Annotated in this window: 21 protein-coding genes; 3 read left to right on the top strand and 18 right to left on the bottom strand. The window is 70.7% G+C overall.

The window, feature by feature from the left end; translation table 11 throughout:
• Positions 1-28 precede the first annotated feature (28 nt).
• Both ACYVAG_RS07800 and ACYVAG_RS07795 read left to right on the top strand, forming a co-directional pair.
• Positions 29-1,483: a purine-cytosine permease family protein gene (locus ACYVAG_RS07800; protein WP_460768531.1), complete on the top strand. Its 1,455-nt coding sequence runs from the start codon at positions 29-31 to the stop codon at positions 1,481-1,483.
• Positions 1,484-1,564: 81 nt separating this feature from the next.
• Complete coding sequence (locus tag ACYVAG_RS07795) at positions 1,565-2,101, top strand: YbhB/YbcL family Raf kinase inhibitor-like protein (protein ID WP_460768529.1); 537 nt, start codon at positions 1,565-1,567, stop codon at positions 2,099-2,101.
• A gap of 94 nt (positions 2,102-2,195) precedes the next feature.
• Here ACYVAG_RS07795 and aspS read toward each other — a convergent pair whose 3' ends face one another.
• From aspS to yczE, 6 genes are all read right to left on the bottom strand, one after another.
• Complete coding sequence (gene aspS / locus ACYVAG_RS07790) at positions 2,196-3,998, bottom strand: aspartate--tRNA ligase (protein ID WP_460768527.1); 1,803 nt, start codon at positions 3,996-3,998, stop codon at positions 2,196-2,198.
• A gap of 339 nt (positions 3,999-4,337) precedes the next feature.
• Entirely contained in the window at positions 4,338-4,934 is a 597-nt protein-coding gene (locus ACYVAG_RS07785; RefSeq protein WP_460768525.1) for a hypothetical protein, read from the bottom strand.
• 22 nt (positions 4,935-4,956) lie between these two features.
• Positions 4,957-5,520: a YcxB family protein gene (locus ACYVAG_RS07780; RefSeq protein ID WP_460768524.1), complete on the bottom strand. Its 564-nt coding sequence runs from the start codon at positions 5,518-5,520 to the stop codon at positions 4,957-4,959.
• On the bottom strand, positions 5,517-6,845 hold the full coding sequence (gene hisS / locus ACYVAG_RS07775; protein ID WP_460768522.1) for a histidine--tRNA ligase: 1,329 nt from the start codon (positions 6,843-6,845) through the stop codon (positions 5,517-5,519). Before hisS ends, ACYVAG_RS07780 begins: the two co-directional genes overlap by 4 nt.
• Entirely contained in the window at positions 6,842-7,528 is a 687-nt protein-coding gene (locus tag ACYVAG_RS07770; protein ID WP_460768521.1) for an MBL fold metallo-hydrolase, read from the bottom strand. The genes hisS and ACYVAG_RS07770 overlap by 4 nt, the downstream gene beginning before the upstream one ends.
• Before the next feature lie 118 nt (positions 7,529-7,646).
• Entirely contained in the window at positions 7,647-8,276 is a 630-nt protein-coding gene (gene yczE, locus ACYVAG_RS07765; RefSeq protein WP_460768520.1) for a membrane protein YczE, read from the bottom strand.
• Positions 8,277-8,376: 100 nt separating this feature from the next.
• On the opposite strand from yczE, the gene ACYVAG_RS07760 reads away from it, so the two are divergent.
• Positions 8,377-9,621, top strand: a complete 1,245-nt coding sequence (locus tag ACYVAG_RS07760; protein WP_460768518.1) for a DUF349 domain-containing protein — start codon at positions 8,377-8,379, stop codon at positions 9,619-9,621.
• A 10-nt stretch (positions 9,622-9,631) separates the two neighbouring features.
• Here the strand turns inward: ACYVAG_RS07760 and ACYVAG_RS07755 are convergent, their stop codons facing one another.
• From ACYVAG_RS07755 to ACYVAG_RS07700, 12 genes are all read right to left on the bottom strand, one after another.
• Positions 9,632-11,872, bottom strand: a complete 2,241-nt coding sequence (locus ACYVAG_RS07755; protein WP_460768663.1) for a RelA/SpoT family protein — start codon at positions 11,870-11,872, stop codon at positions 9,632-9,634.
• Positions 11,873-12,044: 172 nt separating this feature from the next.
• Positions 12,045-13,178, bottom strand: coding sequence for a potassium channel family protein (locus ACYVAG_RS07750; RefSeq protein WP_460768517.1), 1,134 nt, complete (start codon positions 13,176-13,178; stop codon positions 12,045-12,047).
• Positions 13,175-13,729: an adenine phosphoribosyltransferase gene (locus ACYVAG_RS07745; RefSeq protein ID WP_460768515.1), complete on the bottom strand. Its 555-nt coding sequence runs from the start codon at positions 13,727-13,729 to the stop codon at positions 13,175-13,177. The genes ACYVAG_RS07750 and ACYVAG_RS07745 overlap by 4 nt, the downstream gene beginning before the upstream one ends.
• A 4-nt stretch (positions 13,730-13,733) precedes the next feature.
• Positions 13,734-15,005, bottom strand: a complete 1,272-nt coding sequence (gene secF / locus ACYVAG_RS07740; RefSeq protein ID WP_460768514.1) for a protein translocase subunit SecF — start codon at positions 15,003-15,005, stop codon at positions 13,734-13,736.
• A complete protein-coding gene (gene secD, locus ACYVAG_RS07735) occupies positions 15,002-16,627 on the bottom strand; it encodes a protein translocase subunit SecD (RefSeq protein ID WP_460768661.1) in 1,626 nt (541 codons plus the stop codon). The genes secF and secD overlap by 4 nt, the downstream gene beginning before the upstream one ends.
• 90 nt (positions 16,628-16,717) lie before the next feature.
• Positions 16,718-17,125: a preprotein translocase subunit YajC gene (yajC, locus tag ACYVAG_RS07730; RefSeq protein ID WP_460768513.1), complete on the bottom strand. Its 408-nt coding sequence runs from the start codon at positions 17,123-17,125 to the stop codon at positions 16,718-16,720.
• Positions 17,126-17,254: 129 nt separating this feature from the next.
• Entirely contained in the window at positions 17,255-18,295 is a 1,041-nt protein-coding gene (gene ruvB, locus ACYVAG_RS07725) for a Holliday junction branch migration DNA helicase RuvB (RefSeq protein ID WP_460768511.1), read from the bottom strand.
• 19 nt (positions 18,296-18,314) lie between these two features.
• Complete coding sequence (gene ruvA, locus ACYVAG_RS07720) at positions 18,315-18,917, bottom strand: Holliday junction branch migration protein RuvA (RefSeq protein ID WP_460768510.1); 603 nt, start codon at positions 18,915-18,917, stop codon at positions 18,315-18,317.
• Entirely contained in the window at positions 18,914-19,540 is a 627-nt protein-coding gene (ruvC, locus tag ACYVAG_RS07715; RefSeq protein WP_460768659.1) for a crossover junction endodeoxyribonuclease RuvC, read from the bottom strand. Before ruvC ends, ruvA begins: the two co-directional genes overlap by 4 nt.
• A gap of 74 nt (positions 19,541-19,614) precedes the next feature.
• The gene (locus ACYVAG_RS07710) at positions 19,615-20,361 is read right to left on the bottom strand and encodes a YebC/PmpR family DNA-binding transcriptional regulator (RefSeq protein ID WP_460768508.1); all 747 of its coding nucleotides are present in this window, start codon (positions 20,359-20,361) and stop codon (positions 19,615-19,617) included.
• Complete coding sequence (locus tag ACYVAG_RS07705) at positions 20,358-21,407, bottom strand: GNAT family N-acetyltransferase (RefSeq protein WP_460768507.1); 1,050 nt, start codon at positions 21,405-21,407, stop codon at positions 20,358-20,360. The genes ACYVAG_RS07710 and ACYVAG_RS07705 overlap by 4 nt, the downstream gene beginning before the upstream one ends.
• Before the next feature lie 5 nt (positions 21,408-21,412).
• On the bottom strand, positions 21,413-23,737 hold the full coding sequence (locus tag ACYVAG_RS07700; protein WP_460768506.1) for an HAD-IB family hydrolase: 2,325 nt from the start codon (positions 23,735-23,737) through the stop codon (positions 21,413-21,415).
• Positions 23,738-23,796: the final 59 nt, after the last annotated feature.

Raw genomic sequence — 23,796 nt, 5'->3', positions numbered from 1 at the left:
TGCGTGTTTTGCGTCAGGATGACTTATTGTGTCGACCTCCGCAGCACCTCCCGCACCCGCGCCCCGCGCCCTCGCCGTCGAGACCCACGGCATCGACGTCATCGACGAGTCCGAGCGCCGCGGCCGGCCGCGGTCGCTGTTCTGGCCGTGGGCCGCGGGCCAGCTGTCGGTGTTCAACGTCGCCTGGGGCGGCTACCTCTTCGACTTCGGCCTGTCGCTGTGGCAGGCGGTTCTCGTCGTGCTGGTCGGGTCAGTCGGGTCCTTCCTGCTGGTGGGCCTCGTGTCGCTCGTGGGCCAGCGGGGCTCGGCGCCGACGATGGTCCTGTCGCGCGCGGCCTTCGGCGTACGCGGGAACGTGCTCCCGGGGCTGGTGTCCTATCTCCTGCTCATCGGCTGGGAGATCGTGCTCTGCTCGCTGGCGGTCATGACGACCGACTCGGTCGCGGCGCGGATGGGGTGGACTCTGGGTCCGGCCACGAAGGGCGTCGTCCTGGCCGCGGTGATCGCGATCGTGATGGCGCTCGGCATCCTCGGGTTCGAGGCCGTGATGCGGGCGCAGCGGTGGCTGACCGTGGCGATCCTCGTGGCGACGATCGGTTTCGTGGTGCTGACCCTTGACGACGTGAACTGGGCCAACGTGCTGGCCCACCCGGCGGGATCGGCGCCGGCGGTCATCGGGGCCACGACGATGGTGCTGGCGGGGTTCGGGCTGGGCTGGACGTCGGCCGCCGCGGACTATTCCCGCTATCTCCCGCGTTCGGTGCGGCCGGGTGGCGTGGTGGGCTGGACGACGCTCGGCGGCTCGCTGCCGCTGGTGATCCTGCTGGGCCACGGGCTGCTGCTGTGCGGGTCGTCGCCCGAGCTGTCGGCGGCCGTGGTGAAGGACCCGCTCGGCGCGCTGCTCGGGCTCCTGCCGGGCTGGTTCGTGATCCCGTTCTGGCTGGTGACGATCGCGGCGCTGATCGCCGGCGCGGTCCTGGACATCTATTCGTCGGGGCTCGCGCTGGTGGCGATGGGCCTGCCCGTGAAGCGCTGGCAGGCGGTCGGCCTCGACGGGCTGCTCGCGACGCTCGGCACCCTCTATGTCGTCTGGTTCGCCCCCGACTTCCTCACCCCGTTCCAGGCGTTCCTCATCACCCTCGGCGTGCCGCTGGCCGCGTGGACGGGCGTGTTCGGCGCCGACGTGATCCTGCGTTGGCGGGCGGGCTATGACGAGGCGAAGCTGTTCGACGCCACCGCGTCCGGCTATGGGTCGGTGCGCTGGTCGGCGATCGCGATCATGGTGCTGGGCTGCGCCATCGGCTTCGGCCTGGTCACCAACACCGGCACGGGCTGGCTGTCCTGGCAGGGCTATCTGCTCGGGCCCCTGGGCCTCGGCGGGCGCGAGGGCCAGTGGGCGTACGCGTCGCTCGGCCTGCCGGTGACGCTGGTGCTGACCCTGCTGGCGGGGCTCGGCGTACGCCGGTTCCGGCCGGTGCGCTGACCCGCGGGTCCTGCGTACGGGGCAGTTCCTAGACTCGGCCACGAGCCCGCCGCCGGCGGGAATCGAGTCGAAGGAGGAACCATGCCCACGACCAACGCGCCGTTCGCGGCACTGAAGGACGTCCCCCGCTTCGAGGTGACGAGCACCGACATCGCCGACGGCACCGAGCTTGCGGCCAGGCACCGCTCCGGCAAGATGCAGGTGCCCGGCGGCGAGGACGTGTCGCCCCACCTCGCGTGGTCGGGATTCCCGGCCGAGACGAAGTCGTTCCTCGTCACCATGTATGACCCCGACGCCCCCACCCAGTCCGGCTGGTGGCACTGGGCGGTCGCGAACCTGCCGTCGTCGGTCACCGAGTTGGCGACGGGGGCGGGCGACGGTGACGCCGACCGGCTGCCGGACGGCGCCGTGATGGTGCTGAACGACGCGGGCTTCGCGGGCTATCTGGGCGCCGCGCCGCCGCAGGGCCACGGCGACCACCGCTATTTCTTCGTGGTGCAGGCGCTCGACACCGACCGCCTCGACGTCGACGAGAAGAGCTCGCCGGCGCTGGTGGGGTTCCAGGCGTTCCCGCACGTGATCGGCCGCGGCTGGATCGAGTGCACGTTCGGCCACTGAGCCCCGCGTATTAGCGACCGTAAAACACACTCAGCACACCGTCTACGGTGTGCTGAGTGTGTTTTCGGGTCGCTAATACAGGTGGTACGCCGGGTCAGCTCTGGTCGGCCGGGGCCTCGTCCTTCTTCGGCTCCGGCTTGAAGTCGACCCCGGCCTCCTTGCGCTGCTGCGGCGTGATCGGCGCCGGCGCCGCCGTCAGCGGGTCGAACCCGCCGCCCGACTTCGGGAAGGCGATCACGTCGCGGATCGTGTCGAACCCGCCGAGCAACATCACGAGCCGGTCGAGGCCGAACGCGATGCCGCCGTGGGGCGGCGCGCCGAACTGGAACGCGTCGAGCAGGAAGCCGAACTTCTCCTGCGCCTCCTCGTCCGACAGGCCCATGACCTTGAACACGCGCTCCTGGACGTCGCGGCGGTGGATACGGATCGAGCCGCCGCCGACCTCGTTGCCGTTGCAGACGAAGTCATAGCCGTACGACAGCGCCGACCCCGGGTCGGTGTCGAACGTGTCGAGCGATTCCGGCGTGGGCGAGGTGAACGCGTGGTGCACCGCGGTCCACTGGCCCGAGCCCACGGCGACGTCGCCCTCGGCCTGCGCCTGCTTGGTCGACTTGAACATCGGCGCGTCGACGACCCACACGAACGACCACGCGTCCTCGTCGATCAGGCCGGTGCGGCGGCCGATCTCCAGGCGCGCGGCGCCGAGGAGCTCCTGCGACGTCTCGCGCTCGCCCGCGCCGAAGAAGATCGCGTCGCCCGGCTTCGCGCCCGCGGCCTCGGCGATCTGGGCCTTCTCGTCCTCGGAGATGTTCTTGGCCACCGGGCCGCCGAGCGTGCCGTCGTCGCCAACGGTGATGTACGCCAGGCCCTTCGCCCCGCGCTGCTTCGCCCACTCCTGCCACGCGTCGAACTGGCGGCGCGGCAGCGAGGCGCCGCCCGGCATGACGACGCAGCCGACGTACGGCGCCTGGAACACCCGGAACGGCGTGTTGGCGAACAGCTCCGTGACCTCGCGGATCTTCAGGTCGAAGCGCAGGTCGGGCTTGTCGGAGCCGTAGTCGTTCATGGCGTCGTGCCACGTCATGCGCGGCATCGGGCGCGGCAGATCGACGCCGACGAGCTTCCAGCACGCGGCCATGACCTCCTCGGCCAGCTCCATCACGTCGTCCTGGTCGACGAAGCTCATCTCGACGTCGAGCTGGGTGAACTCGGGCTGGCGGTCGGCGCGGAAGTCCTCGTCGCGATAGCAGCGCGCGATCTGGTAGTAGCGCTCCATGCCGCCCACCATGAGCAGCTGCTTGAACAGCTGGGGCGACTGGGGCAGCGCGTACCAGGACCCCGGGTGGAGGCGCGCCGGCACGACGAAGTCGCGGGCACCCTCCGGCGTCGAGCGCGTCAGCGTCGGCGTCTCGATGTCGTAGAAGTCGCGCTTCGCCAGCGTGTCGCGGATCGTCTGGGTCACCTTCGATCGCAGCACCATGGCCTCGTGCTGACGGGGCCGGCGCAGGTCGAGGTAGCGGTATTTCAGCCGCGCGTCCTCGCCGACGGTCGTGTGCTCGTCGATCTGGAACGGCAGCGGGGCCGCGCGGTTGAGGACCTCGAGGTGGCGGATGGCGACCTCGACCTCGCCCGTGGGGATCTTGGGGTTGACGTTCTCGGCGGAGCGGCCGTCGACGACGCCGGTGACGGTGATGCAGAACTCGTTGCGGAGGTCGGCGACGCCGGCCGACTCCAGGTATTCGTCGCGGACGACCACCTGGCAGATGCCGGACGCGTCGCGCAGGTCGATGAAGGCGACGCCGCCGTGGTCGCGGCGCTTGGCGACCCACCCGGCCAGGGTGACGGTCTCGCCGATGTGGGACGCGCGGAGCGATCCTGCTTCATGGGTGCGGAGCACAACTATTCCTCTCGTAGGCGGCCCGCATAGACGGTGCGGGTCCGGACCTCCGATCCTAGAGGCGCGTACGCGAGGCGTCGAACGGATAGGCGTACGCGGCCCCCGACCCGCATGCTCTCCGCGCGAGGCCGCCCGCGGCGCTCGACCTCACGCTCTCCGAGCGAGGCCGCCCGCGGCCGAGACGAGGAGTGGGGCGTCGAGCCGGGAGCGCCTCTCGGCGAGTGGCCGCTCGTAGCGGCTATAAGTGGAGCCCGGGGCTACCGCAGCTCGACGCACCCCCGACGATAGGCGCTCATCGCCCGGGAGCCAAGCGATCGGGCGAACGGGTTCGAGATCGCTTCAGTGCAGCTCGCCCGAACGCCACGCGCGGGCGCACGCGGTGAGGTCACGCCCGGCCTGCTGCAGCCGGCTGGCGCTCTCGAGCTCGGTCCCGCGTCCGACGTCGGAGCGCCCCGCAGACACCACATGGCAGAACGCCGCCGCCCGCTCCAGCGCCACACCGAAGTCGCCGGTGAACGCGCCCCGCAGGATCTGGTCGGCCACCCGGCGGATCTCGTCGGGACCGGTCGGGTCGACGCCGGCGACGACGTGGTTGGGCTCGGTGAAGCGGATGCCGGCCTCGTATTCGCGGGCGGCCGAGTACGGGTTGTCGGCGACCCACTCGCGCAGCGCGTACAGGCGCCACAGGGCGCCGGGCAGCGAGCGGGCGGGGCGCTGCGACCACAGGTCGGCCAGGGTCGGCAGTCCGATCTCGTCGACGATCGCGACGAGCCGCTCGACCACCACGGGATCGGTGCTCGCGCGGCCCTCGTGCACCAGGACCGCGGCGGTCTCGTGGGCGGCGTGGAGCTGGGCGACGGGGTCGGAGGTCGCGCCCAACGCCTCCAGCGCCGCGGGGTCGCGGACGACGGGCCGCTGGGGACGCTCGGGAGTCATGTCAGCCAGCGTAGGCGGGGCATCAGGGCTGGGCCTCCTCGCCGTCCCAGTCCTCGTCCCACTCCTCCTCCACGAACGCGTCGTCGAGCGACTCCGCGTCGGGGTCGATGTGGGTGTCCAGGAGCACGCGTACGGCCTCTTCCTCGTCGCCGGGGACCGAGTCCTTGGGCAGCAGCGTCACGCCGCGCCGCTTGTCGACCCGCGACAGGACGAGGAACTCGTGGTCGTTCTCGAGCCAGCGCTCGAAGCGCCCCCAGGCCAGGGCGCGGTCGCCGCGGGCGCCGTGCTCGGCGATGCCGCGCTCGTCGAGCACGAGCCGCGACTCCCCCACCTTCGCCGCCTCGGCGCGGGCGCGCAGGACCCAGACCGCGTACAGGAGGACCGACCCCGCCAGCATCACCAGCGGGATGACGCCCGGGCCGACCCCGAGCAGCACCTCCACCGCCAGCACGAACAGCGCAGCCAGGCCCACCAGCCCGCAGACGATCCCGCGCACGGGGTGGACCACCCAGCGCATGGTCGCGCCGAACACCCGGTCGGGCCGGGGCGCGATGTCGAAGACCAGCCGGCCGTCGGACGCGATCACGGGGCCACGACCCGCGGGTGCAGGTCCTCGGCCGGGGGCGTCCAGTTGTCGGCGTCGGCGGCGACCTGCTCGCCCGAGCGGATGTCCTTGACCTCGCCCGACTCGAACCAGACGAACGGGATGCCGCGGCGGTCGGCGTACTTGATCTGCTTGCCGAACCGATCGGCCTTCGGCGCGACCTCACACGGAATGCCGCGGGAGCGCAGCTTCTGCGCGGTCGCGATCGCGTGGGGGCGCGACTCCTCGGCGTCGAGGGCGACGAGTACGCAGGTGGGCACCGAGCGCGTCGCCGTCACTACACCCTTGTTGACCAGGGGAACCAGAATGCGGGTCACGCCGAACGAATAGCCCACGCCCGGGAAGGTGGTCTTCCCGTCCGAGGCCAGCGAGTCATAGCGTCCGCCCGACGCCACCGACCCGAGCTTCTCGAAGCCGACGAGCTCGGTCTCATAGACCGTGCCGGTGTAGTAGTCGAGCCCGCGCGCGATCTTCAGGTCAGCGACCAGCCTGCCCGGGACGGCCTCGGCCGCATGGCGGACGACCGCGGCCAGCTCGGCCAGGCCCTCCTCGAGCAGCGGCGTGGAGACGCCGAGCGCCCTGACCTGGTCGACGAACGACTCGTCACCGGACCGGATCTCAGCCAGCGCGACGCACTTCGCCGCGACCTCGTCGGACAGGCCGAGCTCGTCGACCAGGAGGCCGCGTACGCCGTCGGCGCCGATCTTGTCGAACTTGTCGACGCGCTGCAGGACGGCGGCGGTGTCGTCGATGCCGAGGCCCTCGTAGAAGCCCTGCGACAGCTTGCGGTTGTTGACGTGCATGACGACCGCGGGCAGGCCGAGCTCGGTGTGGAGGCGCTCGAACGCCTCGAGCGCCACCAGCGGGATCTCGATGTCGTGGTGGGCGGCCAGCGCCTCGGAGCCGACGATGTCGATGTCGGCCTGGCAGAACTCGCGATAGCGGCCCTCCTGGGGGCGCTCGCCGCGCCACACCTTCTGGATCTGGTAGCGCCGGAACGGGAACGCGAGGTGGCCGGCATTCTCGAGCACGTAGCGGGCGAACGGGACCGTCACGTCGAAGTGAAGGCCCATGTCGCCGGCCTTCGCGTCCGACTCGTCGGCGTGCAGCCGGCGGACGACGAACACCTCCTTGGTGATCTCGCCCTTGCGGGTCAGCACGTCCATCGGCTCGACGGCACGGGTCTCGATCGAGCCGAACCCGTGCAGCTCGAACGTCTCGCGCAGGATGTCGAGCACGCGCTGCTCGACGATCCGGCCGGTCGGCAGGAACTCGGGATAGCCGGAGATCGGCTTGGGTCGGCTCACAGGGATTCCTTCTGGAGATAGGGATTGGTGGCCCGCTCGCGGGCCATGGTGGTCTGGCCGCCGTGGCCCGGCAGGAGGGCGGCTGTGTCGGGGATGGGGAGCACCCGCGTACGCAGGGTCTCGAGCATCTGGTCGTGGTCGCCGCCCGGCAGGTCCGTGCGGCCGATCGAACCGGCGAACAGCACGTCGCCGGTGAAGACCAAGCGGTCGATGCCCTCCGCGGCGACGTAGGGCGTCGTCAGCAGCACCGACCCCTGCGTGTGGCCCGGGGCGAGCACGAGGTCGAAGTCGAGGCCCGCCAGCGACAGTGCTCCCGCGTCGACGAGTTCGCGCACGTCGGCCGGCTCGTCGAGGCTCGTCGAGCCGTGGAGCTGGAGCAGGAGGTCCTTCGCCATCGGACGCACCCCGGCCAGCGGATCGGTGAGGAGGTGGCGGTCGGCCTCGTGGATCCAGATCGGGACGTCATAGCGGCCGCACAGGCGCGAGGCGGCGTAGACGTGGTCGATGTGGCCGTGCGTCGCGACGACGCCGACCGGGGTCAGGCCCTGCTCGTCGCAGATCGCGACGACGCCCTCGGTGGCGCCCACGCCGGGGTCGATGATGACGCACTCGCCCCCGGGACGCGGCGCGACGACATAGCAGTTGGTCTGCCAGGGGCCGGCGGGAAATGAGGCGATGAGCACGGGTGGTGAGTCTACCGGGCGCGCTGATCAGGCGGTGGATGCGACTTTTCGCTCGCCAGTGACGATCTCGAACCGATTTCAGGCCGCGAGGTCGGCACTGATGAGCGAAAAGTCGCACTCACGCCGGATCCGGAGCGGCCTCGCCGTCGGCAGCGCCCGGATCCGTGATGTGCAGCAGCGGCATGAACGCGTGGGCGACCGGCCCGATCCCGAGCGCGTAGGCGACCGTGCCGACCCCGATGCTGCCGCCCAGCGCCCACCCGGCCGCCAGCACGATCAGCTCGATCGCTGTCCGCACCGTGCGGATCGAGCGCCCCGTGCGGTGATGCAGGCCGGTCATCAGCCCGTCCCGCGGGCCCGGGCCGAAGCGCGCACCGATGTAGGCGGCGGTCGCGATCCCGTTGAGGACGACCCCGCCGACCAGCAGCAGCCCGCGCAGGACCCAGGTGCCGGCGTCGCGGCCCGTCACCTCGGGCATCCAATCCAGCGCGATGTTCATGAACACCCCGACGAGCAGCGCGTTCGAGATGGTGCCGAGCCCGGGCCGCTGCCGCAGGGGGATCCAGGCAAGCAGGACCACGATCGACACGACGATGAGGACGGTGCCGATCCGCTGGCCGGTGTGGTGGGAGATGCCCTGATGGAGCACGTCCCACGGGTCCAGCCCCAGCCGGGCGCGCACGATCATGGCCAGGGAAAGGCCATAGCCGACGAGTCCGACATAGAGCTGGGTGAGGCGGCGGATCATGCGGTCAGTCAACCCGACAACGGACACCCACCTCGGTTCGACCACGCCTCGGTCGTCCACCATGCGACACGGTTGCCCGCCATGGGGCAAGATGGGGCGCATGACTGACGCAGCAGGTCCCGCATCCTTCGGGCGGGTCGCAGAGGACGGCACCGTCTATGTGAAGACCGCAGACGCCGAGCGCGCGGTGGGCCAGGTGCCCGACGCGACGCCCGAGGAGGCCCTGGCCTTCTATGTCCGCCGCTTCGAGAACCTAGCGACGGAGGTGACCCTGCTGGAGGCCCGCATCAAGGCCGGCACCGCCTCGCCGGACGAGGCCCGCAAGGCGGTCGCCCACCTGAAGGGCACGCTGCCCGAGGCCAACGCCGTCGGCGACCTCGCCGGCCTCGAGGCGCGGCTCGAGGCCCTCGCGCCCGCCATCGCCGAGCAGACCGAGGCACGCCGGGCCGCCCGCGCGCAGCAGAACGAGGAGACGAAGGCGACCAAGGAGAAGATGGTCGCCGAGGCCGAGAAGCTCGCCGCCGGCAACGACTGGCGCGGCGGCGTGAACCGGTTCCGCGCGCTGCTGGACGAGTGGAAGGCGCTCCCCCGCATCGACCGCCAGACCGACGACGCCCTGTGGCACCGGTTCTCCACGGCTCGGACGCAGTACACGCGACGCCGCAAGTCCCAGTTCGCCGAGCAGGCGACGCAGCGCGAGGGCGCGAAGTCGGTCAAGGAGAAGATCATCGCCGAGGCCGAGGCGCTCAAGACCTCGACCGAGTGGGGCCCGACCGCGGGCGCCTACCGCGACCTGATGGCCCGCTGGAAGGACGCCGGCCCGGCGCCGCGGGACGTCGACGAGAAGCTGTGGCAGCAGTTCCGCGGCATCCAGGACGAGTTCTTCGCCGCCCGCTCGGCCGCGATGAACGAGCAGGACGCCGAGTTCAAGGGCAACCAGGACGCGAAGGAGGCCCTCCTCGACGAGTACGAGCCGAAGATCATCCCGGTCACCGACATCGAGGCCTCGAAGCAGGCGTTCCGCGAGTTCCTCGAGAAGTTCGGCGAGCTCGGCAAGGTGCCCCGCGACGCGATCCGCACGATCGACGCCCGCGTGAAGAAACTCGAACAGGCCGTACGCGGGGCCGAGGACGAGCAGTGGCGCCGCACCGACCCGCAGGCCCGCGAGCGCGCCAACGACACGGTGTCGAAGCTCGAGGCCCAGATCGCCCAGCTCGAGGAGAAGGCCGCCAAGGCCGAGGCCGCGGGCAAGGAGCGCGACGCGAAGAAGCACCGCGAGGCGGCCGAGACCTACCGCACCTGGCTGGAGACCGCGCAGAAGGCGGCGGCGGAGTTCAGCGGCTGACCGCCTCGCCTCAGCCCTTCACCCGATAGGCGTCATAGACGCCCGGCACCCGGAGCACCGCGCGCAGCAGCGCGTCGAGGTGCTTCGGGTCGGGCGTCTCGAACGTCAGTTGGGCCTTGAACACCCGGTTGCGACCCGTAGTCATGCTGGCCGACAGGATGTTGACGTGGTGGTCGGAGACCGCGCGCGTCACGTCGGACAGCAACGCCTGGCGGTCGAGCCCCTCGACCTGGATGTTGACCAGGAACGTCGAGGCCGCCGTCGGCGCCCATTCGACGTCGACGAGCCGCTCGGGCGTCGCCTCCAGCGACGACGCGTTCGTGCAGTCGGTGCGGTGCACCGACACCCCCGAACCGCGCGTGATGAAGCCCAGGATCTCGTCGCCGGGGACCGGCGTACAGCAGCGCGCCAGCTTGACCCACAGGTCGGCGTCGCCGTGCACAGCCACGCCGGTGCCGTTCGCCCCGGCCGAAGGACGCCGGTGGGTCAGGGGGCGGTCCTCGGCGGCGGTCTCGACCGCCTGCTCCTCCCCGCCCTCGATCGTGATGAGGCGCGCCACGACGGCCTGGGCGCTGACGGCGCCCTCGCCCACGGCCGCGTACAGGCCGGCGACGTCGGCCACGTGGAAATGGTTGGCGACCGCGGTCAGGTGTTCGAGGGTGAGGAAGCGCTGCATCGGCAGCCCGGCCTTGCGGACCTGCTTCGCGAGCTGCTCCTTGCCGTGCTCGATCGACTCCTCGCGGCGCTCGCGCGTGAAGTATTGCTTGATCTTGTTGCGCGCTCGCGGCGACTTCACGAAGTTCAGCCAGTCGCGTGACGGGCCGGCGCCTTCGGCCTTCGAGGTCAGCACGTCCACCATGTCGCCGTTGCTCAGCGCCGACTCGAGCGGGATGAGGCGGCCGTTGACGCGCGCGCCGATGCAGCGCTGGCCCACCTCGGTGTGGATCGCGTACGCGAAGTCGACCGGCGTCGAGCCCTGCGGGAGCGCCACGACGTCGCCCTTCGGCGTGAAGACGAACACCTCACCGCTGTTGATCTCGTAGCGCAGCGAGTCGAGGAACTCCCCGGGATCGGAGGTCTCCTTCTGCCATTCCGTCAGCGAGCGCACCCACGACAGGTCGGAGCCGTCGGCGTTGACCGGCCCGTCGCCCATCGCCGGCGGCTGGCCCTTCTGCTGCTCCTTGTATTTCCAGTGGGCCGCGACGCCGTACTCGGCCCGCCGGTGCATGTCGAAGGTGCGGATCTGCAGCTCCACCGGCTTGCCCTCGGGGCCGAGCACGGTGGTGTGGAGCGACTGGTACATGTTGAACTTCGGCATCGCGATGTAGTCCTTGAACCGCCCCGGCAGGGGATTCCAGCGGACGTGCATCACGCCGAGCGCGGCGTAGCAGTCGCGCGGCGTGTCGACGAGGATGCGCAACGCCACGAGGTCGTAGATGTCGGAGAAGTCGCGGCCGCGGACGACCATCTTCTGATAGATCGAGTAGTAGTGCTTCGGCCGCCCGTGGACGGTCGCGCGGATGCGGGCCGCCTTGAGGTCGGCGTTGACCTGCTCCGTCACCTTGCGCAGGAAGGCCTCGCGCGACGGCGCGCGTTCGGCCACCAGCTGGACGATCTCGTCATAGATCTTCGGCTCGAGGATCGAGAAGGACAGGTCTTCGAGTTCCCACTTCACCGCGTTCATGCCGAGGCGGTGGGCCAGCGGCGCGAAGATGTCGATGGTCTCGCGCGCGATGCGGCTCTGCTTGTCGGGACGCAGGAAGTGCAGCGTACGCATGTTGTGGAGCCGGTCGGCGAGCTTGATGACGAGCACCCGGATGTCGCGCGCCATCGCGATGACCATCTTGCGGATGGTCTCGGCCTGGGCCGACTCACCGTAGGTCAGCTTGTCGAGCTTGGTGACGCCGTCGACCATGCCGGCGACCTCGGGCCCGAAGTCGGCCGTCAGCTGCTCCAGCGTGTAGGAGGTGTCCTCCACGGTGTCGTGGAGCAGTGCCGCGCACAGCGTCGTCTCGGTCATGCCGAGCTCGGCCAGGATCGTGGTGACGGCCAGCGGGTGGGTGATGTAGGGATCGCCCGACTTGCGCAACTGGCCGCGGTGGTAGTGCTCCGCGGTGCGATAGGCCCGCTCGATGACGGCGGTGTCGGCCTTCGGGTGGTTCGCGCGGACGACCTTGAACAGCGGGTCGAGGACGACGGCCTGGGGCTGGCGAGGGGCGCCGATGCGCGCGAGGCGGTGGCGCATGGACATGCGCGGCTGCTCCGGCCCGCTGGCGAACCGGTCGAGGCTGGCGGGCGGAATCGGCTGCCTCGCGTCGGTCACGTGGTCACCTCTCGGATCGGTACGCCGGGGTCGGTCGTGGCGAAACGTCGGATCATGGCGAATCCGGGCGTACGGACCAGTCTAGCCGGGGAAACGGCGCTCAGTCGCCGTCGTCGAGGCGTACGCCGCGGCCATGCGTACGCATCGGCTGCTGGGCGCGTTCGGAGGTCTCGCGTCCGCCGCGCTCGACCTCGCTGCGGCGGACCACGACGATGTCGTCGCCGGTCTCCAGGCGCGCGACGGTGGGGTCGTAGTAGCGGCGCATGGTCTTGTTGCGCACGACGGCGATGACGCGCTCCCCCACGATGTCGCCGGGCCCGTTGCCCACCTCGGCGGCGGTGACCTGGCGCTCGGCGACCTCCAGGCCCTCGCCGGAGGTCAGCAGGTCCTCGATGGCGGTGCCGATGTTCGGCGAGACCGCCGACAGGCCGAGCAGGCGACCCACCGCGTCGGACGAGGTGACGACGGAGTCGGCGCCCGACTGGCGCAGCAGCGGGGCGTTCTCGTGCTCGCGGACGGCGACCACGACGTGGGCGGTCGGGTTCAGCTGGCGCACTGTCAGCGTCGTCAGGATCGCGGAGTCGTCGCGGTCGAGGGTGATGATCACCTCGCGTGCCTTGGCGATCTCGGCGCGTCGCAGCACGTCGCGGCGGGTCGCGTCACCCTCGATGGCGGCGACCCCGTCGGCATTGGCGTCGGCCACGGCGGAGGAACGGCCGTCGATGACGACCATCTTCTCCATGTTCTGGTCGTGGCGCATCAGGGTCGAGACGGCGCTGCGGCCCTTCGTCCCATAGCCCACGACGACGACGTGGTTGCGCATGCGTTTCCTCCATCGGTTGTCGAGCAGCGCGCGGCGGCCCTCGTTGGCGAGGACCTCGAGGGTCGTGCCGACCAACAGGACCAGGAAGATGATGCGGAGCGGCGTGATGACCAGGGCGTTGATGATGCGGGCGTGCTGGGCCTGCGGGGTGATGTCGCCGTAGCCCGTCGTCGTGACCGTCACCGTCGAGTAGTAGATGGCATCGATCAGGCTGATGCCGTCCTTGTTGACGTTGTCGACGTATGCGTCCCCGTCGAGCCAGACGATCAGGGTGGTGATGGCCAGCAGGCCGACCCCGACCATGGCGCGGAGCAGGAGTTCGCTCGCGGCCGTCGTGCGCGCCGTCGGCAGCGACACGAGGACGCTCGAGTGTTCCTTCTTCCGGCCCGGTTCGGGCAGCAGGGTGCTCACGACACCTGCAGCACCGAGGCGACCGAGTCGATGCCCTGGTCGGCCAGGAGTTTGCGGGCGCCCAGGAACTCAAGCTCCATCAGCACCGACACGTGGACGAGCTCCGCGCCAAGCTTCTGCAGCAGGCCGGCGGTGGCCGCGATCGTGCCACCCGTGGCGAGCACGTCGTCCACCACGAGCACCCGGGCTCCGGGCACGACCGCGTCGGTGTGGACCGTGAGCGTCTCGTGGCCGTATTCGAGCGAGAACGACTGCTCGTGGACCTTCCCGGGCAGCTTGCCGGGCTTGCGCACGGGCACGAAGCCCGCGTGCAGCGCGAGCGCGACGGGGGCGGCGAAGATGAACCCGCGCGCCTCCATGCCGACCACGATGTCGATGTCGGGCGGCGAGACGCGCGTCAGCTCGACGATCGACGCGGCGAACCCGCGGGGGTGCGACAGCAGCGGCGTGATGTCCTTGAACACCACCCCCGGCTTCGGGAAGTCGGGGACGTCGCGGATCAGGCCGGCGACGAGCTCGCGGTTGACCTCGGAACGGGTCTGCTGGGGCATCGACTCACTTCCTCCGCTGGCTGCGCGTCTGGTTGCGGGGCTGCGTACGCGGGGTGTCGTCGTCGGTCGTGGCGACGGTGCGGGTCGGCGTGACGCGCGCGGTGGTGACGACGGTGCGGGAGCGCGTCGTCTCCTCGGCGTCGCCGCCCCTCGCTTCGTCGTCGGCCGCGGCCAGCTCCTCGTTGGTCGGCTCCGAGACGTCCTCGGTCGTCGCGTCCCCCGTGCGGCGACGGCGGGTCTGCCTGCGCTGGATGCGCTCGCGGTGCTCGCGCATCGCGGGCTCCCGCTCCTTCATGTCGACCAGCAGCGGGGTCGCGATGAAGACCGACGAGTATGCGCCCGCGATCATGCCGACGAACAGGGCGAGCCCGAGGTCCTTCAGCGGACCCGTGCCGAGGATGAACCAGCCCGCAACCAGCAGCGCGGCGACCGGGAGCACGCCGATGATGGTCGTGTTCAGCGAACGCACGAGCACCTGGTTGACGGCGTCGTTGGCCGCCTCCGAATAGGTGCGGCGGGTCTTGGTGAGGTCCTTGACGTTCTCGCGCACCTTGTCGAACACGACGACGGTGTCATAGAGCGAATAGCCGAGGATCGTCAGCATGCCGATCAGGGTCGCGGGCGTCACTGTGAACCCGACCAGCGCATAGATGCCGACGGTGATGATCAGGTCGTGCAGCAGCGCGACGATGGCGGCGATCGACATCTTGAGGTCGCGGAAGTAGGCCCAGATCATGATCATGACCAGGCCGAGGAACACCACCAGCGCGATGCCGGCCTGCTGGGTGATCTGTTGGCCCCACGAGGCGCCGATCAGGTTGTAGGCGACCTTGTCGGGCGTCGTGTTGACCTGCTCGGCGATCGCCTGGCGCAGCTTCGGCACCTCGGTCTCGGCGTTCAGCGTGCGCGTCTGGACGCGTACGGTCCGGTCGCCGATGGTCGTGACGGCGGCCTCGTGCAGGTTGGGCACGCCAGCCTTCTCCACGGCCGAGCGCATCTCGTCGACGGTCTGGGAGTTGACCTGCGTCGGGGCCTGGAAGTCGGCACCGCCCTTGAACTCGATGCCGAGGTCGAGACCGCGGACGAGGAGCGAGAGCAGCGACAACGCGAGGAGCGCGGCCGAGATCGCGTACCAGCGCTTGCGTCGGTTGACGAAGTCGTACGCGATCTGGCCGGTGTAGAGGCGATGGGTCAGGCTGTCCTTCTTGGTGGAGGACGGCCTGGAGCCCGCGGATCCCGGGGTCTTCGTGGCTCCCGTGGTCTTCGTGCTGCTCATGCCTTGGCCTCCTTGGCGTCCGTCGTGGCGCTCGCCCTCGTGGCACCGCGCCGGACCGTGCGGCCCTGCACCGACTTCACGCCGAAGTGTTCGGCGTCGAGGCCGGACAGCTTGTGGCCCTGGCCGAAGAACTTCGTGCGGACGAGCAGCGACATCAGCGGCTTGGTGAACCAGAAGACGATCGCGATGTCGATGAGCGTGGTGAGGCCCAGCGTGAAGGCGAAGCCCTTCACCGCGCCGATGGCGAGGATGAACAGCACCAGGGCTGACAGCAGGGAGACCGCATCGGCGATGAGGATCGTGGAGCGAGCCTTCTGCCAGCCCGTCTCGACCGCCGACCTCAGCGAGCGGCCCTCGCGGACCTCGTCACGGACGCGTTCGAAATAGATGATGAACGAGTCTGCGGTCACACCGATGGCGACGATGGCGCCGGCGATGCCGGGCAGGTTCAGGGCGAAGCCCATCGACTTGCCGAGCAGCACCATCAGGGCGTACGTGAACGCGGCGGCGATGGCGAGCGATGCGACCACGACGATGCCGAGGCCCCGGTAGTAGAGGAAGCTGTAGAGGATCACGAGCCCGAGGCCCACGATGCCGGCAATGATGCCGGCACGGAGCTGCTCGCCGCCCAGCGTCGCCGACACGTTGTCGACTGACGAGACCTCGAAGGCGAGCGGCAGGGCGCCATATTTCAGCACGTTCGCGAGCTCGGTCGCCGACTGTTGGGTGAACCCGCCGGAGATCTGGGCGCGGCCGCCGCCGATGGCCTGCGCGACCGACGGCGCCGAGATCGACTTGCCGTCGAGCACGATCGCGAAGCGGTTCTGGGGCTCCTGCTTGGTCGCGATCTGGCCGGTCGCCTTCTCGAAGGCCGCCGCACCCTCGCTGTTGAACTCGAGGTCGACGACCCAGTTGAGCTGGTTCTGCGGCACGCCCGCCGACGCGTTCGTCAACTGCTTGCCCTCGATGAGCGCCGGGCCGAGCAGCAGCTTCTGTGTGCCGGAGCGATCGCACGCGATCAACGGCTGGTCGGAGATCTCGAGGAATTTCTTGTCACACGTGAAGTCCTGGAACTCCTGGAGGTCCTGCTCGCTCGGCTGCCAGGTGAGGGCCTTGTCGGGGGTGAGGCCCTGGCCGGGCGCGGTCGCGCGCGGCTTCGGCGGCGCCGTCGGCAGCTGCGGGGCCGGACGCGGGTTGCCGCTCGGCGCCGCGGAGGGCTGGGTCGGGTTGGCCTGCGGTGAACCGCTGGCCTGGGGCGTGGCGTTGGCCTGCGGCGTGGCGTTGGCCTGCGGCGTGCCGGTCGGGGCCGGCATGGGGGCCGCGTCATCGACCATCGCGACGGCGCGGAAGGTCAGGACGGCGGTCTGGCCGACGAGCCGGACGAGCTCGTCCTGCTGCACGTTCGGCACGGTGACGATGACTTGGCGGTCGCCCGACGTGGTCACCTCGGTCTCGCCGACGCCGAGGCTGTCGACACGCTGCTGGATGATCGCGCGCGCCTGGTCGAGGCTCTCCTTGGTGGGCGCACCGCCGCCGGTCATGTTGCCGGCCGTGAGGGTGATCGTCGTGCCGCCGCGCAGGTCGAGGCCGAGCTTCGGGGTCCAGGCCTTGGTCCACGCCATCGTGCCGAAGAGGACCGCCAGGAGGGCGAACGTCAACAGCAGTGTGCGCAGCGGCTTTCCATGTCTACTTGCCACTTCGTACCTTCTCGCTCACGCCGTGGGGGGCTTGGGGTTGTCGGTGCGGCCCGCACCGTCCGCACCCGGATCGGTGCGGGTCACTCCGTCGATCGCGTCGGGACGGTGGGTGTCGGACTCCGAATAGGTGGGGAAGGAATCGTCGGTCGCCGGCGTGATCGGCTCGGTCGCCGGGACGATCTCCGCGATCGCCTGCTTGAGGACCTCGATCTCGACGCCGGGCGCGATCTCCGCGCGGATGGTCGTGTCCCCCACCGACGTGATCGTCGCGTACACGCCGCTGGCCAGCATCACCCGCGCGCCAGGCTGCACCGACTCGACCGTCTTGCGGTGTTCGGTCTGGCGCTTCTTCTGGGGGCGGATGACCAGGAACCACATCCCCACGGCCATGATGAGGATGAAGATGATGGGTGTGGGATCCATGGCTCCAGATGTCCGTGCGTGGGCGTCCCCGGAAGGGCTGACTGCGGGAGTCTACCTACGAAAGGTCGAAAACCCAGAAAGCCGCGGGCACCGGGTGTCGCGCGGCCGATCGGACCCGTCGTACGCGGGTCAGGCGCCGAACAGGTCGGGCCCCGCCGCCGACGCGGGCGGGGTGAGACCGATGTGACGCCAGCCGGCCTCGGTGGCGACGCGGCCGCGCTGCGTACGCATGAGGAAGCCCTGGCGCACGAGGAACGGCTCGGCGACCTCCTCGACCGTCTCGGGCTCCTCCCCCACCGAGATCGCAATGGTCGACAGGCCGACCGGGCCACCGCCGAACTTGCGGCAGAGTGCGTCGAGCACGCCGCGGTCGAGCCGGTCGAGGCCGCGCGCGTCGACCTCATAGAGCTCGAGGGCCGCCTTGGCGAGGTCGAGCGTGACGAGTCCGTCGGCCCGCACCTGGGCATAGTCGCGGACGCGGCGCAGCAGGCGGTTCGCGATGCGGGGCGTTCCGCGGGAGCGGCGGGCGATCTCGGCCGACGCCCTGGGGTCGATGCGGACGCCGAGCACCCCGGCGGAGCGGGCGATGATGCGTTCGAGGTCGATGGGCTCATAGAAGTCGAGCTGGGCGGTGAACCCGAACCGGTCCCGCAGGGGTCCGGGCAGGAGACCCGCGCGGGTCGTGGCGCCGACCATCGTGAACGGCGGGATCTCGAGCGGGATCGCGGTGGCCCCGGCCCCCTTGCCGACGACGACGTCGACGCGGAAGTCCTCCATGGCGAGATAGAGCATTTCCTCGGCGGGCTTCGACATGCGGTGGATCTCGTCGAGGAAGAACACCTCGCCCTCGACGAGACCCGACAGGATGGCGGCGAGGTCGCCGGCGTGCTGGATGGCGGGGCCCGACGAGATGCGGATCGGGGCGCCCATCTCGGAGGCCACGATCATGGCCAGGGTCGTCTTGCCGAGCCCGGGGGGCCCCGAGAGCAACACGTGGTCGGCGACGGCCCCGCGGTGGCGGGCGGCTTCGAGCACGAGTCCGAGCTGGTCGGCGACGCGGGGCTGGCCGCGGAAGTCGGCCAGCGACCCCGGCCGCAGCGCGGCCTCGGCGGCCTGCTCGTCGGGGAACGGGTGGGGGTCGACCTGGGAGTGCTCGCTCACGCGGGCCATCCTGCCACCGGACGCGGTGTCATCGTTTCGCCAGCGACTGCAGCGCGGCGCGCATGAGGACCGCGACGCTCGTCTCGGTCTCGGCCAACGGGGCCACCCGGTCGCAGGCCGTCTCGGCGTCCTTCGCCGACCAGCCGAGGCCCTGCAGGCCCTGGGCGACCTGTTCGCGCCACGGTTCGGTGGCGGTGGCCGACGGCAGGCCCGGGGTGGTGACCGGACCCAGCGCGTTGACCTTGTCCTTCAGTTCGAGGATCAGCTTCTGGGCGCCCTTGGGGCCGAGGCCCGGCGTACGGGTCAGGGTCTTGTGGTCGTCGGTCGCGACGGCCGCGCGGAACTCGTCAGGACTCAGGACCGACATCATCGCCAAGGCAATCTTCGGGCCCACCCCGGACGCCGACATCGCGAGTTCGAAGCAGTCGCGCTCGTCACCGGTTGCGAAGCCATAGAGCGTCATGGAGTCCTCGCGGACGACCATGCTCGTCTGGAGCTCGGTGGGCTGGCCCAGGCGTACAGATGTCGCGGTGGCGGGCGTGACCGACGCCTTCACGCCGAAACCGGCGAGGTCGACGACGACCCACGTGGGGCCGATCGCGGTGACGGTCCCCTTGAGGTGGGCGATCATCGGGTCCTTCCGGGCTTCTCGTTCGACGAGTTCTGGGCCGCCAGCTGGGCGGCGCGTATGCGGGCGGTCTGGCGGGCGGCGAGTTCACCGGCCCGGCCCATGGCCTCGCCGTGGGCGGTGCGCGACTGGCGCGCGACGGCCTCGGCCAGGCGGTTCTGGGTGCCACCGCGCCAGACCTGGCAGATGGCCAGGGCCACGGCGTCGGCGGCGTCGGCCGGCCTGGGCGGCCCGTCGAGGCGCAGCACGCGCGCGACCATCGTGCCGACCTGTTGCTTGTCGGCGCGGCCGGAGCCGGAGATCGCCGCCTTGACCTCGCTCGGCGTGTGCTCGGCGACCGGGATGCCGCGCCGCGCGCCCACGAGCATGGCCACGGCCGACGCCTGGGCGGTGCCCATCACGGTGGGCAGGTTGTTCTGGGCGAACACCCGCTCGACGGCGACCACGTCGGGCAGCCACCGATCGACGAGCGACTCGATCTCGCGTTCGATGGTGACGAGGCGGCGGGCGTTGTCGAGGTTCGGGTCGGTGCGGATGACGCCGACGGCCAGCAGTTCGGGCGCGCGACCGGGCAGGCCCTCGACGACGCCGAAGCCACACCGGGTCAACCCCGGGTCGATCCCCAGCACGCGCATCGCCACCTCCTCCACCGACCTCGAACAGACGTTCGGATCATAGCCGGTGGAGGAGGGAAAATGTGTCAGGCCTCGTCCGGCGCGTTGAAGTTCGCGAAGACGTTCTGGACGTCGTCGGAGTCCTCCAGCGCGTCGATGATGCGCTCGACCTTCTCGGCGGTCTCGGCGTCGACCTCGGTGTCGTAGTCGGGGACGAACGCCACTTCGGCCGACTCGTAGTCGAGCCCCGCGGCCTGCACAGCCTTGCGCACCTCGACGACATCGGACGGGTCGCACTGGATCGTGAAGCCCTCGCCCATGTCGAGCACCTCCTCGGCGCCCGCGTCGAGGGTGGCCTCGAGCAGGTCATCCTCGGTGAGTTCCTTGCCGCTCTGGGCCTTGGCGACCTCGACGACACCCTTGCGCTGGAAGATGCGCGACACCGAACCGGCGTCGGCCATCGATCCGCCGTTGCGGGTCACGGCCACGCGCACCTCCGACGCCGAGCGGTTGCGGTTGTCGGTGAGGCACTCGATGAGGATGCCCACGCCGGCCGGGCCCATGGCCTCGTAGAACAGGGTCTCGTAGTTGACGGCGTCGGCCCCGGCGCCCGACCCGCGCTTGACGGCGCGGTCGATGTTGTCGTTGGGGACCGAGGACTTCTTCGCCTTCTGGATCGCGTCATAGAGTGTCGGGTTGCCGGCGGGGTCACCGCCGCCGAGCCGGGCCGCCACCTCCACGTTCTTGATGAGCTTCGCGAACAGCTTGCCGCGCTTGGCGTCGATGACCGCCTTCTTGTGCTTCGTGGTCGCCCACTTGGAATGACCGCTCATCGGTCACCGTCCCTTCTTCCTGGTGCGAGGTCTTCCCGTGTGACGAGGTCGTCGTACGCCTCGTCGGCCGCGTACTCGATGATGGTGTCGGTCGCGGCATAACCGACCGAACGATACAGGCCGAGGCCCTCGGTGCCGTGGGTGTCGAGGCCGAGGCCGCCGGTTTCGGCGCCCCCGCGCCGGAACGAGTCGAGCGAGCGCGCCAGCAGGCCGGTCGCGATGCCGGCGCCCCGATGGGACGGGCGTACGCCCAGCCGGTCGGTCCACCCCTCGAGCCCGTCCCCGGGCGAGGTCGCATCGGAGTTCAGGGCATAGCCGACAACCTGGTCGTCGTCGTCGACCGCGAGCCAGGACCAGCCTGGTCGCGCCGCCTCGCGCCGGGTCTGGGCGTGCCAGGCGTCCTCGGTGACCGGCTGGGCGCGCCACAGCTCGGCGAACGCCGCGTTGTGGGCCTCCCGGCACGACTCGCAGTAGGCGTCGTCCCAGGGGACGAAGCGGATGCCGTCGGGCACCGGCTGCGCGAGAATCGCGTCCAGCGTGTCGGACGCCTCGGCGAGGTCGCAGCGCAGGTCGAGGAACCAGCGACGCTCCGTGAGGCCGTTGCGCACGTAGAGGCCGCGCCGGGAGGCCAGCTTCTCGTCGGCGTACGCCACCAGCCGCAGGTCGCCCTGCCCGGGCAGGTGGGCCACCACGTAGTCCTCCCGGGCCGCGTGCACCTGCCAGGCGAACACCTGGCGGCCGATCCCCTGGTGGCGGTAGGCCGGGTGGACGCCGCCGCCCAGCCTCACCTGCACCGGGTCCAGGGTCGGCGCGGCCGGGGTGTTCCACGCGAACGCGACCACCGCGTCGGCCTCCCAGCCGAGCACGAGGCGCGCGACCGGCGAGTCGTCGCTGACGAAGTGATCCCTGATGTCCTCGAGCCCGAACACCTGGGCCGGCTCGTCGACGTAGTTCGTCGCGGTCACCAGGTCGGCGAGGGCGTCGAGGTCGTCGTCGCTCGCGGGACGCCAGGTGAGTGGGGTCACGTCGTCCAGCACGTGTGCCATGACGCTCAGTGACCGTTCGCCCGCGGCCATTCGACGGCCGCCCACTTCCGCGCCGTGGCCGCCCGCATGAGGTCGAGGTCGGCATTGACGGCCACGGGATGGCCCACGGCCGAGAGCAGCGGCAGGTCGGCGAGCGAGTCGGCGTACGCGTACGACTGCGCGAGGTCGACGCCGCGGCGGTCGGCCCAGTGGCGCAGCCACGACGAACGCCACTCCCCCACCATCGGCGGCCCGGTCAGGAAGCCGTTGCAGCGACCGTTGGCGTCGGTGGCCAGGTCGGCCGCCACGACCTCGTCGAAGAGGTGGGCCAGGGGACGCGTGAACGGGCGGATGGCGCCGGTCATCAGGATCGTGCGGTGGCCGGCGTCGCGGTGTTCCTCGATGCGGCGTACGGCGTCGGGCACCAGGCGCGCGGTGAGCTTCGCGCCGAGCTTCTCGTCGATGGCCTTCTCGAGGTCGGCGAGGTGCATGCCGGCGTACCGGCGATAGGAGGCGCGCAGGAACGAGCCGCGGTCGGCGCGCTCGGTGCGGTAGAGGTCGGGCAGCGCCGAGGCGAGCGAGACGACCTCGGACGCGCGGGAGCGTACGGACGCCTCGCCGAGGCGCGCCCACAGGTAGGTCTCGATGACGTTGGCGCCCATGACGGTGCCGTGGAGGTCGAACACCGCGACGACGCGCGACGGGTCGTCGGCCAGGTGGGCGGGGGTCGAGGGGCTCTGGGCGCGGGGGGCCGTCGCGAGCGTCGGCAGCGCGACCGGCTTCCGGGGACCGCGCGCCCGGCGCTCGGCGATCCGCGCGCGGGTCGAGGTGGTGACCGACGGGCAGTGGACGCGCTCCAGGTATTCGGTCCAGTCGATGTCGGCGGTGTCGAAGCCGAACGCCGCGACGTCGGCCCGGTCCAGGCTGCGGTGGAGCGCGAGGGTGTGGTCGTCGACGAAGTGGAGCTCCGAGCGGAGGTATTCGCCGTAGAGCGCGAGGTAGCGCCGCAGGAACCCCATCTGCTCGCGCGACTTCTCCAGCGAACGGCTGGCGCGGCGCGTGCGCGCCGACCGGGGGGCGATCGCCAGGGCCCGGCCGGCGGCGTCGGACGCGCGCTCGGTCCAGGTCAGCACCCGCTCGACGCGGGCAGCCCCGGGGAAGCTCCACAGCGGGAGCTCCTTGGTGGAACCGTTGTCGAAGGGGTGGTCGGTGAAGTATTGGCGCACGTGGAGATACATGTCGCGGAACGTCAGCGGGTTCCGCGCACCGGAGTTGATGTGGAAGAACTCCGGGCGCCCGATCGCCGGCTCGGTGGCGCACACCGCGATGATCGCGTTCACGACGTAGTCGCACGGCACGATGTCGATGACCGCGTCGGGCGTGGCCGGCAGCTCGGGCAGCGACCCCTTGCCGTACGCCATGATCAGCGGCTCGGCCATCTTGAAGCCCTCGATCCACCCCGGGAAGGGGTGCTTCAGGCTCGACTCGACGATCGCCGGACGGACGATCGACACGCGGATGTCGCGCCCGAGGTCGGCGACGATGCGCTCGCCCATCGCCTTCGCGAAGGTGTACGCGTCGGTCCACCCGAGGCTGCGGGCGCGCTCGGTGCCGGCGGTGACCAGCTCGGCCGCCACCCATTCCTGGCGGCGGCGCTCGGTGTCGGCCGCAGTGGTCAGGTAGCCCGCGCGGCTGTGCTCGCGCTCGGCCTCGCGACGCAGCTGGGCGAGGCGCTCCGGCGTACGCGAGTCGATCTCGATGCGCTCGGCGAGCTTGAGGGACCACTCGGTCTCGACGGCATAGTCGACGTCGTGCTCGTGGGCCGACTCGGGGATCGGCCCGCGCCGGCGGCCGGCGGTGTAGGCCGTCGAGATGTGGACGTAGTGGGGCACGCGTCCGCTCGACGGCGGCACGGCCTCGAGGAGCTTGGTCATCAGCGCCCGCGTGCCGAGCACGTTGGTCTTGAACGCCGCGTCGATGGGCGGGTCGAAGCTGACGTCGCCCGCGCAGTGGATGAGGACATCGAGGTCGCCCGGCAGGTCGGGCACGTTCGGCAGGTCGCCCTCGATCACGCGGACGCTGCGCTCGAGCAGCTGCTCGGCGCCGCCGGCGGCCTCGCGCAGGTCGCGGAAGATGTCCTTGTTGACCAGCTCGACCATGCGGTCGTACGCCGACTGGTCACCCTTGCGGCGGACGAGGACGCCCATCGTGGTGTCGGGCAGCTCGGTCAGCACCTTCCAGAGGATCTGCTCCCCGATGAAGCCCGTCACGCCGGTGAGGACCGCGAACTTCCCGGCGAGGATGTCCTTCAATCGCCCGTCGAGCAGGGGCACGTCACTCTGGTTCAGCACCAGCGCAGACTACCGGAGACGGGACCGTGGCGACACGGTCGGTCGACCAGCCGCCGCGT

The sequence above is a fragment of the Mariniluteicoccus flavus genome (genome assembly GCF_054776655.1).
The sequence above is the reverse complement of the archived record's forward strand: the minus strand, read 5'-3'. Positions and strand labels throughout refer to the sequence as shown.

Bases quoted from the DNA above. Each gene is read 5' to 3' on its own strand.
- ACYVAG_RS07795 (WP_460768529.1), top strand. From the start codon at position 1,565: ATGCCCACGACCAACGCGCCGTTCGCGGCACTGAAGGACGTCCCCCGC.
- ACYVAG_RS07785 (WP_460768525.1), bottom strand. From the start codon at position 4,934: ATGACTCCCGAGCGTCCCCAGCGGCCCGTCGTCCGCGACCCCGCGGCG.
- yczE (WP_460768520.1), bottom strand. From the start codon at position 8,276: ATGATCCGCCGCCTCACCCAGCTCTATGTCGGACTCGTCGGCTATGGC.
- ACYVAG_RS07760 (WP_460768518.1), top strand. From the start codon at position 8,377: ATGACTGACGCAGCAGGTCCCGCATCCTTCGGGCGGGTCGCAGAGGAC.
- ACYVAG_RS07755 (WP_460768663.1), bottom strand. From the start codon at position 11,872: ATGTCCATGCGCCACCGCCTCGCGCGCATCGGCGCCCCTCGCCAGCCC.
- ACYVAG_RS07745 (WP_460768515.1), bottom strand. From the start codon at position 13,729: ATGCCCCAGCAGACCCGTTCCGAGGTCAACCGCGAGCTCGTCGCCGGC.
- secF (WP_460768514.1), bottom strand. From the start codon at position 15,005: ATGAGCAGCACGAAGACCACGGGAGCCACGAAGACCCCGGGATCCGCG.
- secD (WP_460768661.1), bottom strand. From the start codon at position 16,627: ATGGCGTGGACCAAGGCCTGGACCCCGAAGCTCGGCCTCGACCTGCGC.
- yajC (WP_460768513.1), bottom strand. From the start codon at position 17,125: ATGGATCCCACACCCATCATCTTCATCCTCATCATGGCCGTGGGGATG.
- ruvB (WP_460768511.1), bottom strand. From the start codon at position 18,295: ATGGCCCGCGTGAGCGAGCACTCCCAGGTCGACCCCCACCCGTTCCCC.
- ruvA (WP_460768510.1), bottom strand. From the start codon at position 18,917: ATGATCGCCCACCTCAAGGGGACCGTCACCGCGATCGGCCCCACGTGG.
- ACYVAG_RS07710 (WP_460768508.1), bottom strand. From the start codon at position 20,361: ATGAGCGGTCATTCCAAGTGGGCGACCACGAAGCACAAGAAGGCGGTC.
- ACYVAG_RS07705 (WP_460768507.1), bottom strand. From the start codon at position 21,407: ATGGCACACGTGCTGGACGACGTGACCCCACTCACCTGGCGTCCCGCG.